This is a genomic window from Sorangium sp. So ce204, from assembly GCF_051526795.1.
GTDB classification, from domain to species: domain Bacteria; phylum Myxococcota_A; class Polyangia; order Polyangiales; family Polyangiaceae; genus Sorangium; species Sorangium cellulosum_B.
The window spans coordinates 4,518,747-4,533,210 of sequence record NZ_CP150317.1 but is presented as its reverse complement, the minus strand read 5'-3'; the positions used below and the strand labels follow the sequence as shown (position 1 = coordinate 4,533,210).

Genomic DNA, 14,464 nt, shown 5'->3' with positions numbered 1-14,464 from the left:
CCCCGCGCGCCGACCGCGTGAGCGAGAGCCGATGCCGACGAACGCCATGGACATTCCGCATCCGGCGAGCGCGGCTCGCTTCGCGGACGCTCCCGGGAAGGCGGGCGCTTGTCGCGGCCGCCCCGCGTCGAGGGAGGCGGGCTCGCCAGCGCGGCGAGCCCTGATCCTCGTCACAGCCGCTGCGAGTAGTACTCGATGATGAGCTGAACCGCGATGGGGAACGGGATGCTCGTCTCGTCCGGGAGCGCGGCCACGCGCACCTGCCGGGCGTCCTTGTCGACAGCGAGCCACGTGGGGGCTTCCATGTCCGTCCTCGCGAGGCCCTCCACGACGGTCCGGTGGTCACGGCGCTTCTCGCTCACGCTCACCGTCTCTCCGGCGCTGACGCGGTAGGACGGGATATCGACGCGCTTTCCGTTGATGAGCACGTGTCCGTGCGCCACCAGCTGCCGCGCGGCCGGGATGGTGCGCGCGAAGCCCGCGCGGAAGATGACGTTGTCGAGCCGCCGCTCGAGCAGCTCGATGAGCTTCGTCCCGGCGGCGAGATCGCTCCTGCGCGCCTCGAGCATGAGCGTCTTCAGCTGCGTATCGGTGAGGCCGTAGTTGAGCCTCACCTTCTGCTTCTCGCGGAGCCGCAGGGCGAACTCGCTGAGCTTCTTGCGGGCCTGTCCGTGCTGCCCGGGGGGGTAAGGCCTCCGCTCCGTCTTCCTGGCCGACAGCCCGGGGAGCTCGACCCCGAGCGCGCGCATGACCTTGACGCGAGGTCCGGTGTAACGGCTCATGCCCGGGCCCTCCCCAGGGACGCGCGCGCGTCGCGATGGTGGAGCGCGGCGCCGCAGGGCGCCGGTGCGTCAACGTAGTCCTGGATGTTCATCGAGCGTCTCTGTCCTTGTGCATGGGTCTTGCTGTTGCTTGTCATGGCGGTGTTACCGAGGGTGCGATCGAGGGCTCACACGCGCCGGAGGTGGCGGAGGATCGGGAACTGCGCTTTACGGAAGAAGCGCGCGAGCCCATTCGTGGTCCGGATGCGGGCGCCGAGCGGCTCGGGATAGTCGTTATCGCTCAGGACGCGCAGCCACGGAAACGTCTCGACGACGCCTCCCTCTCGGTGGAGCTCGACGTGACGCGCGCCCCTCGCCGTGGTGGGACGGAGCTGGAGGCACGGGCTCGCGTCGAGCAGGAGCTCCACGTCCTTGGCGAGGCGCAGGGAGACCTGGGTCAAGAAGGCGCCGATCCGCTCGGGGCCGAGGTGAGAGAAGAGGCCGAGGCCGAGGATCAACGTGGGCCAGTCCTGCGCGTCGGCGAGCTGATCGATCCAGTGATCGCAGCCGGGGGACGCCGTGGCCAGCGCATACCGCGGCGTCCGCGGGGCGCGCCGGGACTTCCAGGCGACCACGCGGGGAACGTCGATGTCGATCCAGTGGAGGTGCCCGTTGTCGACGCGCGAGAACCGGGTGCACGGCCCGGAGAAGAGCCCGATGGCCAGCCCGTCCGGGTGACGGCGGAAGAAGTCGTCCACGACGTCGTCGACCAGCCGCGTGCGGGTCGCGAGGGGGCGGAGCTCCTGTTCCGTGAAGCCGGCGCGCTCGACCTCGAGCAAGCGGGCGAGCTGGCGCGCTTCCTCGTCGTGGAGCCCGAGGTCAGGAAACGCGTCGGAGGCGTACGCGCACGCGGCGACTCCCGCGAGCTCGCGTCGAGCAAACGAAGGGGCAGCGTCGATACTGAAAATCATTTTCACTTTCGTTACAGAGACGTGCGTCCTGTGTCAAGCAGCGAACAGCAGCGATCTCACCCAGGTTGAGCTGCCGACCCCACCCAGGTTGAGCCTGCGACCCACCCAGGTTGAGCGGCGACCCCACCCAGGTTGAGCGGCGGCGACCCCACCCAGGTTGAGCGGCGACCCCACCCAGGTTGAGCGGCGGCGCCTCTCCCCATCGCTGCGTGCTGCGACCGTGCCCGGCGCGCGAGCCTGCGGTCGTCCGCCCCGCCTCTTGACGGCCGACAGTCGAGAGCTATCTTTTAGATATATCTTTTAGAATATCGACCCGGCCGCCACAGTCCGCCGGGCCGTGGAGCCGGAGTGGCCTGCGCACGAGCGCGCGGCAGCTGAGTGTTCGCCGCCGTGGTGGTCCGCCGCCGAGCCAGAGAGGGATCTTGTCTATGTTCTGGGGACACGAGCATCATCACTGCGCAGGCCCGCGAGGGCCGAGGGGGGGTCCGTTCGGGAGGGGTCGGCCCGGCATGGGTGGCGGCCCGCCGGGCTGGTGGGGCGACTGGTTTGGAGGGCCGCCGCTCCGCGCCGATCGCGGCGGCGTGCGTTACCTCGTGCTCGACGTGCTCGCCGAGCGAGCTCGCCATGGCTACGAGGTCATCCAGGCGATCGAGCAGCGCAGCGGCGACACCTACCGGCCGAGCCCCGGCGTCATCTATCCGACGCTGCAGATGCTCGAGGAGCTCGGCCACGCGCGCGTCGTCGAGGCCGAGGGGCGCAAGGTCTACGAGATCACCGACGCCGGGCGCGAGGACCTCAAGGCGAACCGCGAGTACGTCGACGAGTTCTACGAGCGCTTCGTCGAGACCTCGTGGGAGCGCTTCGCCGAGGATTTCGGCGACGTCATGAAGCGCATCGGCTCGCTCATGAAGATGCTGCGCCACGCGATGCGCCGGGGGCGCATCACGCCCGCCGTGCTCGCGCGCACCGTGAAGGTGCTCGACAAGGCGGCGGCCGAGATCGAGGAGCTGCTCGCCGAAGATCCGGAGGGGCGCGCCGGCCGGCGCCCGTGATCCTCGCCGCCGTGGAATCAGGGCGCGACGCGCTCAGGCACGCTCTCGAAGCAGAACACCCGCCAGGCGTGGGGCTGACCAGGACGCACGAGCTCCGTCACGGCGCCGCCCGTGAACTCCGCGACGACGCCGCGCCAGAACGCCAGCGCCCCCTGGTTCCCCTCGGCGACGCGCACGGTCCACTTCCCGGGAAGACCGTTCCATAGGAGGCACGCCGCCTGGCGGCCCACGCCAGAGCGGCGATAGCGGCGAAGGACGAAGAACTCGGCCACATCGAGGGTCTCCGGGTCCTCCACCGCCGGCGAGCCGCGCGTCGCCAGGACAAACCCAGCGACGCGCCCGCCGCATCGAATGAGGAACGCGAGCCGCCGCTCCCGCTCCGACCAGTAGAGAGGGAGCTTGGGGTAGCCGAAGCGCCCGTCCTGCCCCAGCTCGACGGCGGGGAACACATCGCTGAGATCGTGAATGTACAGCTCGAGAAGGTTGGACAGGATCACGGCGTCCGCCGGCGTCGCCGCGTCCAGAGAGACCGTCTTCACATCTGCCATATCCAGCTCCCCCGTCCGAAAGCGCGCGCTCGGGCGCTCCTCGGCGGCGCGCAGCGCCTCGTCCCACGCGTCGATCCACGACGACAGGCACCTTCGCCCGCCGGCCGCGCGCCGCGCGCCGCGCGCCGCGGCCCGTGCCCCTCGCTTCAGCCGAGGAAGCCGCGCGCGCGGGCGATCGCCTCGATCGCCGGCCTCCGCCGCTCCAGCTCCTCGACGTCCTTGACGGGGAGGAACCGGGCCGCGAGGCCCTCGCGCGGGACGCGAACGAACCGGGCCGGCAGCCCGAACGTGACCTCGTTCAGGATGCGCTCGAACTGGATCGCCTTGCGGTCGTCCACCTTCTTCTCGACCTCCACATAGATCCAGTCCAGCGCGAGGGCCTCGAGCGCCTCGGCGCTCGCCAGGAAGGTGTTGGTGTTGAAGACGGGCACGACCTTCGGATCGAACCCGACCGGCAGCCGGAAGTCCTCTGCCATCACCGGTCGGCCGTTCCACCGCAGCGGCCCGCCGCCCTTGTCGCCGCCCTTGTCGACCACCTCGACGGAGAGGGGCCCGCCGTGGCCGAGGTGCCAGCCGAGGAGGACCGGATCGACCGTCGCGCCGAGGTTGTCGAGGTTGGCGATCCAGACGATCTTCCCGCCGCGGGCGATGAAGCGGCCGAGGAGGCCGCTCTCGCGGAGGGCATCCGGGAGATCGCCGTGGCCGGTGGCGTAGACGCTCGGCTCGCCCGCCTCGTCCAGGAACAGCCCGCCTTCCGGGGTCAGGCGCAGCGAGACGTGCTGCTCGAACGTGGCGCACAGATCGCCCGGCTCGTCGAGGCGCGGGCCGAGCGCCTCGCGGATCGGTCCGTTCGTCGCCTCGCTGGTCATCAGCCACAGCGGGACCGGGACCCCCGTCGTGCGCCGGAGGTGATCGCTCTCGGCGAGGCGCAGATCGAGGAAGGTCCGACCGGGCAGCACCTCGACGAGCGCCTTGACCACGCCGCCCATCCGGGTGGCCATCCCGCCGGCGAGGACGCAGAGGGCGACCTCGCCCCGGCGCAGCGCGGCCAGGCCCGCCTCGCGGCAGCGGGCGTGCTCGGGCGTGCCCTCGGCGGGCAGGTCGGCGACATCGCCGGGCGCGGGCGGCTCGACCGTGCCCTGGAGGCGGTTGCGGGCGTCCCGGTCCTTGCCGATGGACGCGGCCCACCGGGCGACGCGATCGGGGTCGAACCCGCGAGCCCGGAGGCGAGCGAGGAGCGGGCCAGGGAGCGCGGCGATCTGCTGGGTGAGGGAAGACACGGTATCCTCAAAAGACCACGAGGCGATGCGCGTGGCAACGGCATCGTGCAACGGGTCACGCCGTTCATAATGGGCGCGCCTCCTGCTCGAGAGGCATCTCGCGCCTGCGCACACACCCGAGATCCGGATGGCGCTGAATGCGTCGTACGTGGCTCCCTGATGCCGCGTCGCTCGCCTGAAGATCGCCAGTTCCATTCAAAGAATGGCCCCTCTCCAGGAAGTCACGCTGACCCGGGAGCCCCCGGTCCGGCTTCGGTCAGCGGCCGGTCGACTCCAGGAACAGCTCCTCCACCGCCGCCGCGGTCGCCGCGCGCTGGAGCCAGCGTCCCAGGACGTCCACGTCCGTCTCGCCGAGGATCCGGCCCCTCGCCTCCTCGCTCGCCGGGACGCCGCGCGCGTTCAGCAGCATCAGGATCGCCGCCGACAGCTGCCCCACCGCCTGCTCGGCCCGCGCCTGCTCCTGCTCGATCCGGGCCTCGGCGGCCTCGATCATCCCCTCCAGCTTGCCCACCAGCTCGCTGGCGGTGACCAGCTCAGCGGTATCCGCGTAAAAGCGGAGACGCCCCGCCTCCACCGCCAGATCCAGATCGAGGACCTCCGATCGATACCGCCCGGCGCGCGAGGGGATGCTCTCGTAGCGCCGCGCGCCGGTGGGCGGTAACCGGTGAGCTTTGAGGTGCCCGCGCGGGATGTCGTAGATGAAGTACTCGCGGATCCCGAGGGTCGCGTAGCGCACGACGTTGTCGACGAAGTCCTTGCGCCAGTTGCCGGCGTAGTGCACCTCGATCGCGAGGTCGATCCCCTTGCCCTCGGCGCTGACCATCCAGCAGAGGCGCGGGGTGGGATCGACGTCGGTCACCGCGATCACGTCGGGCGTGAAGCCCTTCTCGCCCGGATAGTGGGCCTTCATGTCGGCGCCGATGTAGATGCGCCGCCCGCGCCGGCCGAACCAGGCGCGGAGCGTGTCGCGAGCTTCCACCTTGGCGTCGAAGTGCGGATCCCCTTCGGCCATGGCCAGGCGCTCGTCGATCTCCTCCTGGGACACGGAGTCGACGAGCGCCGTGATCGCCTGCTGGCGCTGAGCGGGCGACATCGCGGCCCACTCGGCCTCGGTCGGGGCGCGCGGCGCCTCGGCCGGGATGGGTGCAGCGGCGGGCTCGACGGGCTTGCGGATGGGAGCCGACATCCCGCCCAGCATACCACCGTTCCAGGGCGCTCCCGCCGTCGGACGACCTGCTGCGAGGCCGCGCCGCCGCCGTCCCGCGGCGCCCGGCGCTCGCGCGCGCGCTCACCGGAGGAACCGGAGCAGGACGTTGAGCAGCACGAGCACCAGGGACATCGCGCCGCACACGAGCGCGACCTCCCTCCCGGACACGCGCACCACGACGCGGCTGTCCTCGGCCCGCGCGGCGCCGTAGAGCGCGGCGGAGGCGCCGAACACCATGTAGAGGATGTCCTTGTAGGCCCACGAGAGGAAGAAGATGCCGATCAGCGCGCCGCACAGGCTCACGAAGATCGCCGGCGCGAACCGCCTCGCCGTGGGGCCGACATCGACGTCGCCCAGCCAGATCGACAGCGGCACCTTGATCGACGCGTACAGGACGAGCGCGAACAGGCACATCCCTAGCAGGCCCGTCTCGGCCGCGGCGAGGAGATAGGAGTTGTGGGCGGTCAAGCCGAGCGACGACTCGTCGCCGAACTGCCCCGCGCCGACGCCGATCCCCCGCGTCCGGCGGATCATCTCGAACGCTTCCCGGAGCAGCTCGACGCGCTCGCCCGAGCTCTCGCTCGCCTCGTCGCCGCTCCGGCCCCCGAGCAGGAGCATGGGCGGCCCGACGAAGCAGGCGGCGATGACGCCGAGGGTCCCGCTCCGCCGGATGAAGCTGATGCCGAGGACCGCCAGGTACACGATGACGCCCGAGCGCGAGCGCGACAGGACGACCATCGCGCCGATCGCCGCGATGACGGCCGTCACGGGGAGCGCGCGGAGCGCCGCGGCCACGCGCGAGATCAGCCGATCCGTGAGCAGGACAGGCAGCGTCAGCGCGCGGGGCGCCCCGAAGGCCCGCGCGGGCCGTGGCGCAGCGCCGCCGGGCGGCGCGCCGGCCGACGGGCGCTGGCCCCCGCGGACGGCCCTGCGCGGCCGGCGCGGGCCGGAGCGCCGCTCGGCGAGCGCGATCGCGAGCGGGATCGACATTCCGGCCATCAGCGAGAGCTCGTTGGGATCGGCGAGCGAGCCGCGGTAGCGGACGCGGCCATCGATGGTCGACGTGCCGAGCGGCCCGGGGCGCTCGCACCGGTAATTGCCATCGGGCACGGGCGCCTCGATGCGGCAGTCGAGGTTGGTCTCGCAGGGGCGTCCATCCGGCTCGAGCTCGCCCTTGCCTTCCCAGTCGTCGGGAGCGGCGATCATGCAGCCGTGGGGCTGGAACGCCTGCACGATCGCGACGACGGTCGTGAGGACGGCGCAGCCGACGAGCGTGATCGCGAGCGCCCGCAGCCCCCGCGGCGAGGCGGCGGCGACGGCGACGGCGACGAAGATGCCCGCGACGGTCGCGAGCTGCATGCCGCGCTCCTCGAGCGCGGCCGGGCGCTTCAGCGCGGTGGTCAGCGCCGCCCAGGCGAGGAACGCGAGCGCATAGACGACCTGAGGCGCGAGCGTCGGTTTGAGCCGCCGCCACACGACGTCGAGGGCGACGCAGAGCAGGGTGATCCCGAACGCCGCGTGCACGAGCGGAATCCCCGAGAGCGCGGGGATGAACTCCTGCGGCTTGATGATGACGAGCGCGCACAGCGCGCACACGACCCACGCTGCCATGGTGTGGCGCGCCGTTCGCGTGGCGCGCGCCGCGCACGGGCGGCCCGCGCCGCGCCCTCGTGACGGCCGCGCAGAGGCGCCCTGCGCGGGCGCGATGAGGCGCGGCGCGCATTCCCCCCTTCCGCGCGACGGATCTAGCACCGCGGGCCCGCGCGGCACGCGGGAAGAGCGCCAGTGCGCGCGCGAGGAGCAGGCGCGGCGCGCGGCGGCGGGATCGGCGCTTGCTGGAGCGCCATCGCATCAAGGAGGCTGGAAACCGCATGTGCTCCCGCTGTGTCCGGATTGCCCTGCTCTGCTCCGCGCTCACGGTCCTCATGGCGCTCCCGGGCTGCGGCGCGCGCGCCCCGCGGATCGATTTCGACGCGGAGCGCCGCGCGACGAGCGCCTATGCGGTCGGCCCCGGCGACGTGCTGGAGGTGCGCGCCTGGAAGAACGAGGCGCTGAGCCAGCGCGTCACGGTGCGACCCGACGGGTTCATCACGATCCCGCTCGTCGGCGACGTCCTGGCGTCGGGGCGCACCGTCATGGGCATCGCCGAGGACATCGCGACGCAGGCCGCCAAGTTCTATCATGAGAAGCCGGTCGTCAGCGTCGAGGTGGCAGAGCTCCACAGCTACCGGGTCTACGTGATGGGCGAGGTGTCGCGTCCTGGCGAGTTCACGCCGAGGGCGCAGATCACCGTGCTCCAGGCGCTCGCCCTCGCGGGCGGATTCACGCGCTTCGCCGATCCCGACGAGGTGGTGATCGTCCGGCGCGACGCGATCGGCGAGCGCAGGATTCCGTTCGCCTTCGATGAGGTCGTCGGGAAAGGCGATCTCCGCGGGGACCTGCCGCTGCAGACGAACGATACCGTGGTGGTGCCGTAGAAGGCCCGCCACGAACGCGCATCGAACCCAGCAGAGCGTCAGGCGGACGCAGAAGCTATCTGACGAGCCGGAGCTAGCCTGACCGCTCCAGCTCTGCGCGCGAGAGAATGAGGCGAATCAGAGCTGCGAGATCGGCCGGCGGCTCCCGGCACTGGTCGAGGTAGCGCTCGGCCAGATCCATACGGTCCGGCCGCTTCCGCGCGCAGGGAATCGTGCGATGGAGCTCCTGGAACACGAGCTTCCCGGAGACGTGCTTCCGTAGCTCGTCGAGATCGTCCTCGCGGGCTCGCAGGAACGCGAGCCGCTCTCGGTACACCTCGCGCGCGGTGTCTTGCGCACCGAACGCGCTCGCCCAGGTTGCAAGCGCATCCTCGGCGTTCACGGTCGCGAGCGCCTGCACGGCGGTGAGATAGCTTCGGCCGACGAAGCTCGGCTGCGCTCCGTGGGCATCGGCCACGTGCCGCACGGTCCAGTTATGCGCCCCGATCGGAAGCGCCTCGCGATAGAAGCCGCGGATGCGATCGGCCACCGCATCCACCGTGTCCCATCCCTCAGGCACACGGCCTTCGCGTCGCCACAATACCCTCCGCAGCACGCTGAGCCACCCTTCCGGATCGAGCAGGTAGCTCTCCAGGTCGTAACGAGAGAGCCGGTAGCAGGTGCCGTCGAACGACGGCTCCGACTGGCGCGCCAGCTCCTCGTCCGACGTGAAATCCCTGTCCAGAATGCCGTATATGGGCACCGGCGTGCCGCGCCGCCTGAGCTCCTTGACGGCGTCCTGCACGCACTTCCAGCCATCCTGGGCGTGGAATGTGACCATCCGTCCGAGATCGCCGAACCATTCCTTGTAAAAGAACTCGTCCTCTCGGTAGTCCTCGCCCTCGCAGATGATCGCGATGCCTGCGCCGCTCCGCAGGACGATTTCGAGCTCGTCGAGGCTCTTGTAAGCGCTCATGGTGCGCCCTCGTCAGGCACGTCGAAGAGACTTTCCGGGTAGTCGAGGCTCTTCACCTCCACCGGCGGGACGCTGCGCACGATTTCCGGTGAGTGCGTCGCGAGGAACACCTGCATCTCGAGGAGCCGCGCAACGCGCCGTAGCTGGGCGAGGAGCTGACGCTGCAGGGTCGGGTGCATGCTGATCTCGGGCTCATCGATGAACAGCACGCCGTGTGGCCGCTTGCGTCGCGCGATCTCGCCGAGGAGCATCACGCACTGCCGCTCGCCCGAGGGGAGCTGGTCGAGCATCACCTCCGCGGGTTTACCGGACGCGTCGTTCCAGGGCGCCGTCACGCGCACCCTTCCCTCGCGAACGAACACCTTGCGCCCGGGACCGAGCGCTTCCTGGAGAAGCTCGACCGACCCCGCGAGCTCGCCGGGATCCTCTCCGCGGCTCTTTCGTTCGAGATCCAGGTAGTTCTGCCAGACCCAGAGCTGCTCGAGGGAGCCAGTCCACTGGCTCGTGGGGGAATACCGGGAGATCCACTGCCTGTCGGCGGGCGGGGGCTCGATGGTGCCGCCACGGACAGGGCGGAGCTCGCGGTCATGGGAGAAGTAGATCAGGCCGCCGAGAGGTTGGGTCCCGCCCAGATCCACCTGCGTTGCGTGAAGACGCAGCTCTTCGGTGTAGTTGGTCTCGGACCACCGGCGCGCCACCCCGACGTCGTTCGTCTTGAGATAGACTGTGCCACCACGAACGTCGCTATCGGAAAGGTACGATGCCTTCCCATAGACGATCAGCTCCGGGTACTGCTGGCCCTCAACGAGATCGCTCAGCGGTTGCTCGATCGTCAGCGCCACCAACCCAGCCTCGTCGAGGATCGGCGCCGGTCTCTCAGGATCGACGACGAAGGCGAGCATGGCTTCGATGACGTCGAACACCGTCGTCTTCCCCGACCCGTTGCTCCCGACGAGGACGACGCGATCCCGGGCGTCGCCCGTGACCGGATCGGTGAAGTCGAGGACGTGCTTGCCCCGGAAGCAGCGCAGGTCGTGGATCTCGAGGCTCCTCACGCGCATGACGGTCCTCCCTCTACCTCAGGCAGTACCACGGCAGAAGGGCCATGGATCGAACGAGCGCATCATGAACGCCTATCGGAAGGGCCGATCCGAAAAATGGACGAAGCTCACGCGGCTGCTCGCCCGCGCGGCGCGCAGGCGTCGAGCTTCGCGACTGGCCCCCCCCACCCGCCTCGACGTCGTACCGCCGCAGCGCCCGCCGCACACCGGCGGCGCGGCGTCTGCGGCCGGGCGTCTGCTGATGATGCGCGACCGCGATTTTGGCATCCTGGGCAGGATGCGCACCGAGGCCACGCCGCTCGCCGCCGTATTGACCCTCGCGTTGCCGTTGATCGTCGCGGCGTGTGCCCCCGCGAGCCCCGGCCCCCCGGGCCCCGCCGGCAAGGCCGCAGCGCCGCCAGGCACGCCGGCCCTCGCGGCAGCCAGCGCGCCCCCTGACCCGGGAACCCCTGGGCCTGCCGGCGCGGCGTCCTCGGGGACAGCGCCGACAGACGGCGCCCTGAACGCCGCGCCCTCCCCCGCCCCGACCGAGCCGGCCCCCGCCATCTCGGCCGACGAAGCCGAGGCGATCCTGTTCCCGGGCGACGCCGCCGCGCACCGGGACGCCATCGACGCCTGCCGGCGCGGGAACGCCGGGACAGCGGCCGCGAAAAGCCCAGCGCACGAGCGCATCCGCTGCCTGCTCGCGCTCCGCTACCAGGGCGACCCGCAGGCCGCAGCGAGCGCCACCGCGCTCTTCGACCAGAACGGCAGCGTCGCCGGGCTGGAGCGGGAGCACATGATGGACGGCGGTTACCGCGGCATGCTCCACCTCGTCCCGGAGCTGCCGGTGCGCGCCGAGCGCCGCCACCTCGAGTGGACGGTGGCGGCGATCGCCGACTTCGACGCCTTCGTCGCGGATCTCGCCGCCATGGCCAGCTCGCCCGTGCGCTACCGGCACCGCGCCCTCGCGCTCAAGTACTTCCGGTCCGTGCGGGCGCGGACGCCCTCCGCGTACGCCTCGGGCTGGACGGTCGCGTACAACCTCTCCGGCTCGCTCCACCGCTCCGCGGACGACGTGCGGGAGACGCTCTTCCACGAGCTCTTCCACCTGAACGACGGCGCGCACGGCGGGTGGTCCCAGGCGGCGCTCTCGCCGATCTACGACGGGATCGTCGCGCGCTGCGGGACGAGGATCACCTGCCTCACGCCGTACTCGCCGAACGAGACCATCGTGAAGGGCGGCACGTATTACTCGTTCCAGCCTGGAAACGGCGTGGTGGAGTACGCCGCCGAGCTGGCGATCCGCTACTACCGCGAGCAGCGCGCGGCGCTCCGCGGCAAGCCGCTCGCGAAGGCGCCGTTCAAGTGCGGCCCGCCGGAGAACGCGCGGGCATGGTCGCTGCTCGCGGGAGAGTTCTTCGGCGGCGCCGATCGGGTGGCGCCCTGCCGGGAAGGTCCTCCGGCGGCGCCCTGAGCCCCACCGCAGCACGCGCTCTCATCGTCCCACGCGCGGCGCATGCCGTGACGATGGGGCGCAAGCACCTCGGAGGCTCGGTCGCGCGCGGGCGCATCACCCCACCTGCGACCGGTGGACGATCGAGGGGCGCGGCAGCTCGAGCGGCGGCATGGGATCGAAGAGCGAGCGCTCCGCGTCGGCCACCTCCTCGGCCGAGAAGGGCCGGAGGGTCTGGCAGAACTCGACCATGATGCCGTTGGGATCGATCGTGCAGATCGAGCGGCAGAACTCGCGATCTCGCTCGGTCACCTCGAGGCCGTGCGAGAGCCACCGCGCGAGCATCCGACCGTAGAACTCGCCCGTCGGGGCGCTGAAGGCCAGGTGGTTCATCCACACCGGCAGCCCGAGCCCTGTCGAGAGATCGGTCCTGAAGCGCCCCCGCACCGTCTCTTCGTGCAGATCCCAGAACGCCAGCAGCGGACCATCGGGCTCGCTGGTCCGATACAGGGCGTGCCTCGCCCAGCCCCCGTCGCGGCTGCCCTCGTAAGGCACCGCGATGACCTTCACGAGACGGAACCCCATGGCCCGGGTATAAAACCGGTGTGTGGCGACCAGATCGCTGGTCGCCAGCGCGAAGTGATGCACCGCCATCGTCCCCCCCTTTGCGTGCACGTCGAGGATGCCACGAGCCGGAGCGCTCGTTCAAGCTGGATTTCGAGCGCGGCGGGATCGGCGCTGAGCCCCCGGGCGGCTGCGCTATCCTCGGCGCACGCCATGTCCGACGGCGATCTCGTGTTCGCATCCATGCCCGCCGGGCTCATCGCCTTCGCCTCGTCGTGCGGAGTCCCGCAGGAGGATCTGCTCCGGGCTGCCGGCGTCGCGCCCGAGGTCCTCGCCGCGCCCGACGAGCTCGTGCCGTATGCATCGCTCTTCTCGCTGTGGGAGCTCCTTCTCCAGCGCCTCCCCGGCGAGCCGCTCGGGCTGCGTTATTCTCGCTGCGTCCCGGTGTCGGTCGTCGGCATCGTGGGGCACGTCCTTCGCCACAGCGAGACCGTGCGGCAGGGCGTCGCCGTCTATGGCCGCTTCTGCCGGCTGATGGACCCGCACCTCCGAATCACCCTCGAGGAGCACGGCACGGTCGCGCGCCTCGCGCTCGAGCACGAGCCGCGCGTCGTCGCCATGGCCGAGCCGATCGAGCTGATGATCGCGACGCTCGCGCGCTTCATCGCGCTCTACCTCGGCGGGTCGGCGCGGCCGATCGAGGCGCTGTTCCGCCATCCTCGCCGGCACCCGCCGGCGCTCTACGAGGAGGCGATCGGGGCCCCCGCCCGCTTCGAGGCGGGCGCGATGGGCCTCGTCTACGAGGCGCGTGTGCTCGACGCGCCCGTGGTCGGCGCGGACCCGTCGGTCCGCGATTACCTCGTTCGCCACGCCGAGCAGCTCCTCGCCGCGCGCGCCGCGCCCGCCAGCGCCGCGACGCTCGACGCGCGCGTGCGCGCCCGCATCGACGAGCGGCTCGACCGCGGCGACGTGGACCAGGAGGGGATCGCGCGCTCTCTGGGCATGAGCACGCGGTCGCTCCAGCGCGCGCTCAAGGACATCGGCACGTCGTTCACGGCGCAGCTCGACGAGGCCCGGCGGGAGAAGGCGCTCGATCTCGTCCGGCGGCCTGACCTCGCGCTCCAGGAGATCGCGTTCCTGCTCGGCTATGGCGAGCCGCGCCATTTCTACCGCAGCTTCCGTCGCTGGACGGGCACGACGCCGGGAGAGTACCGGCGCGCCCGCGCCCGGTAGCCGGGCCCTTCGATGCGCTGCCGCCTGTTCCGGGATCGTGCCTGTGTCCCCAGCACTCTTTTTCATGGATGCAAACCAGCTTGCCAGGAGCGCGCATTGACGATCGCTGGCGCCAACACGATAGTGGCGACATGCAGATCAGACGCGGGATGAACGCGCTGTACGCCGCATCGATAACGACAGGCACGCTCTTCGGTGGTCGGCGACGTGGCGAGCTGCAACGAGCGATTCGACGTGACGGCGCTACGTTGCGCGGGTGGTGAGGACACCGGCGACGCGTGCCTGTCTGACGCGCAGATCCACGCCCTGGAGGCCATCGACGCGCCCGTACGGCTGGCGTCGCCGCTCGCCAGCGGTGACACCGAGTTTGCTGGCTTCAACGTGTACTCGGCTGCGCAGGGCGTCGGGACCGATTCGCCGCTGGAGCCTCACGTGCAGTCCGTCGACCTTGGCTCGCGCGCGCCGACCTTTCCTGTCGACCCGCTCACCAGCTCGTTCGCGGCGGCCCTCGTCGACAGCTTCATGCGCCACATCGTCGTCAGGGATCCGTCCTTCGACTATCGGACCTTCGACGCGCGGACGTGCTGACGAGCCCGCGGACGACGGAGCGCTACGTGGAAGGGCTAGAGGCCTCGCTCGGCGCGACGGCCGCCGGCGCGATGCTGCGCTACTACGAGGTCCCTGGGTTCCAGCACGCCGTGAGCACCGTCTTCCAGGTGTCCTGGGATGGCCTCGGCGCGCTCGAGAGGTGGGTCGAGGCCGGCGAGGACCCTGGTGACGCCGAGGTCGTCACGGACCTGGCGGGCGTGCCGGGGCGCACGCGACCGCTCTGCAGGTATCCAACCTTCGCGAGGTATCGCGGGACGGGGGATCCGGACGACGCCGCATCGTTCGCGTGCGCGGCGCCCTGACGCGGCCGC

Annotated in this window: 13 protein-coding genes and 1 pseudogene; 5 read left to right on the top strand and 9 right to left on the bottom strand. The window is 71.0% G+C overall.

All coding sequences use genetic code 11. From position 1 onward, the window contains the following. Positions 1-170: 170 nt before the first annotated feature. Complete coding sequence (gene rpsD, locus WMF22_RS16900) at positions 171-782, bottom strand: 30S ribosomal protein S4 (RefSeq protein ID WP_437300098.1); 612 nt, start codon at positions 780-782, stop codon at positions 171-173. 167 nt (positions 783-949) lie between these two features. Continuing rightward, entirely contained in the window at positions 950-1,732 is a 783-nt protein-coding gene (locus WMF22_RS16895) for a class I SAM-dependent methyltransferase (RefSeq protein ID WP_438036363.1), read from the bottom strand. Positions 1,733-2,241: 509 nt separating this feature from the next. Between WMF22_RS16895 and WMF22_RS16890 the strand changes: the two genes are divergently transcribed. Next, positions 2,242-2,784 (top strand): PadR family transcriptional regulator, encoded by a 543-nt coding sequence (locus WMF22_RS16890; RefSeq protein WP_437300096.1) that lies wholly within the window; start codon positions 2,242-2,244, stop codon positions 2,782-2,784. 17 nt (positions 2,785-2,801) lie between these two features. Here the strand turns inward: WMF22_RS16890 and WMF22_RS16885 are convergent, their stop codons facing one another. The 4 genes from WMF22_RS16885 to WMF22_RS16870 form a co-directional block, all read right to left on the bottom strand. Further along, positions 2,802-3,332, bottom strand: a complete 531-nt coding sequence (locus tag WMF22_RS16885; RefSeq protein ID WP_438036362.1) for a GNAT family N-acetyltransferase — start codon at positions 3,330-3,332, stop codon at positions 2,802-2,804. A gap of 146 nt (positions 3,333-3,478) precedes the next feature. Next, on the bottom strand, positions 3,479-4,612 hold the full coding sequence (locus tag WMF22_RS16880) for a UTP--glucose-1-phosphate uridylyltransferase (protein ID WP_437300094.1): 1,134 nt from the start codon (positions 4,610-4,612) through the stop codon (positions 3,479-3,481). Positions 4,613-4,868: 256 nt separating this feature from the next. Beyond that, on the bottom strand, positions 4,869-5,798 hold the full coding sequence (locus WMF22_RS16875; RefSeq protein WP_438036361.1) for a Uma2 family endonuclease: 930 nt from the start codon (positions 5,796-5,798) through the stop codon (positions 4,869-4,871). A 102-nt stretch (positions 5,799-5,900) separates the two neighbouring features. Then, positions 5,901-7,430, bottom strand: coding sequence for an O-antigen ligase family protein (locus tag WMF22_RS16870; protein WP_438036360.1), 1,530 nt, complete (start codon positions 7,428-7,430; stop codon positions 5,901-5,903). A 260-nt stretch (positions 7,431-7,690) separates the two neighbouring features. Here WMF22_RS16870 and WMF22_RS16865 point away from each other — a divergent pair, with 260 nt between their 5' ends. Continuing rightward, the gene (locus WMF22_RS16865) at positions 7,691-8,296 is read left to right on the top strand and encodes a polysaccharide biosynthesis/export family protein (protein ID WP_438036359.1); all 606 of its coding nucleotides are present in this window, start codon (positions 7,691-7,693) and stop codon (positions 8,294-8,296) included. 73 nt (positions 8,297-8,369) lie between these two features. Here the strand turns inward: WMF22_RS16865 and WMF22_RS16860 are convergent, their stop codons facing one another. Together WMF22_RS16860 and WMF22_RS16855 are read right to left on the bottom strand one after the other, a co-directional pair. After that, entirely contained in the window at positions 8,370-9,251 is an 882-nt protein-coding gene (locus WMF22_RS16860; protein ID WP_438036358.1) for a hypothetical protein, read from the bottom strand. Continuing rightward, a complete protein-coding gene (locus WMF22_RS16855; RefSeq protein WP_438036357.1) occupies positions 9,248-10,312 on the bottom strand; it encodes an AAA family ATPase in 1,065 nt (354 codons plus the stop codon). The genes WMF22_RS16860 and WMF22_RS16855 overlap by 4 nt, the downstream gene beginning before the upstream one ends. A gap of 64 nt (positions 10,313-10,376) precedes the next feature. Here WMF22_RS16855 and WMF22_RS16850 point away from each other — a divergent pair, with 64 nt between their 5' ends. After that, positions 10,377-11,768, top strand: a complete 1,392-nt coding sequence (locus tag WMF22_RS16850) for a hypothetical protein (RefSeq protein ID WP_438036356.1) — start codon at positions 10,377-10,379, stop codon at positions 11,766-11,768. A 96-nt stretch (positions 11,769-11,864) separates the two neighbouring features. Here WMF22_RS16850 and WMF22_RS16845 read toward each other — a convergent pair whose 3' ends face one another. After that, positions 11,865-12,401: a VOC family protein gene (locus WMF22_RS16845; RefSeq protein ID WP_437300087.1), complete on the bottom strand. Its 537-nt coding sequence runs from the start codon at positions 12,399-12,401 to the stop codon at positions 11,865-11,867. Between the two features lie 123 nt (positions 12,402-12,524). Here WMF22_RS16845 and WMF22_RS16840 point away from each other — a divergent pair, with 123 nt between their 5' ends. Together WMF22_RS16840 and WMF22_RS16835 are read left to right on the top strand one after the other, a co-directional pair. Then, positions 12,525-13,544, top strand: a complete 1,020-nt coding sequence (locus WMF22_RS16840; RefSeq protein WP_438036355.1) for an AraC family transcriptional regulator — start codon at positions 12,525-12,527, stop codon at positions 13,542-13,544. A gap of 195 nt (positions 13,545-13,739) precedes the next feature. Continuing rightward, positions 13,740-14,455: pseudogene (locus WMF22_RS16835) on the top strand (tannase/feruloyl esterase family alpha/beta hydrolase). Positions 14,456-14,464 lie beyond the last annotated feature (9 nt).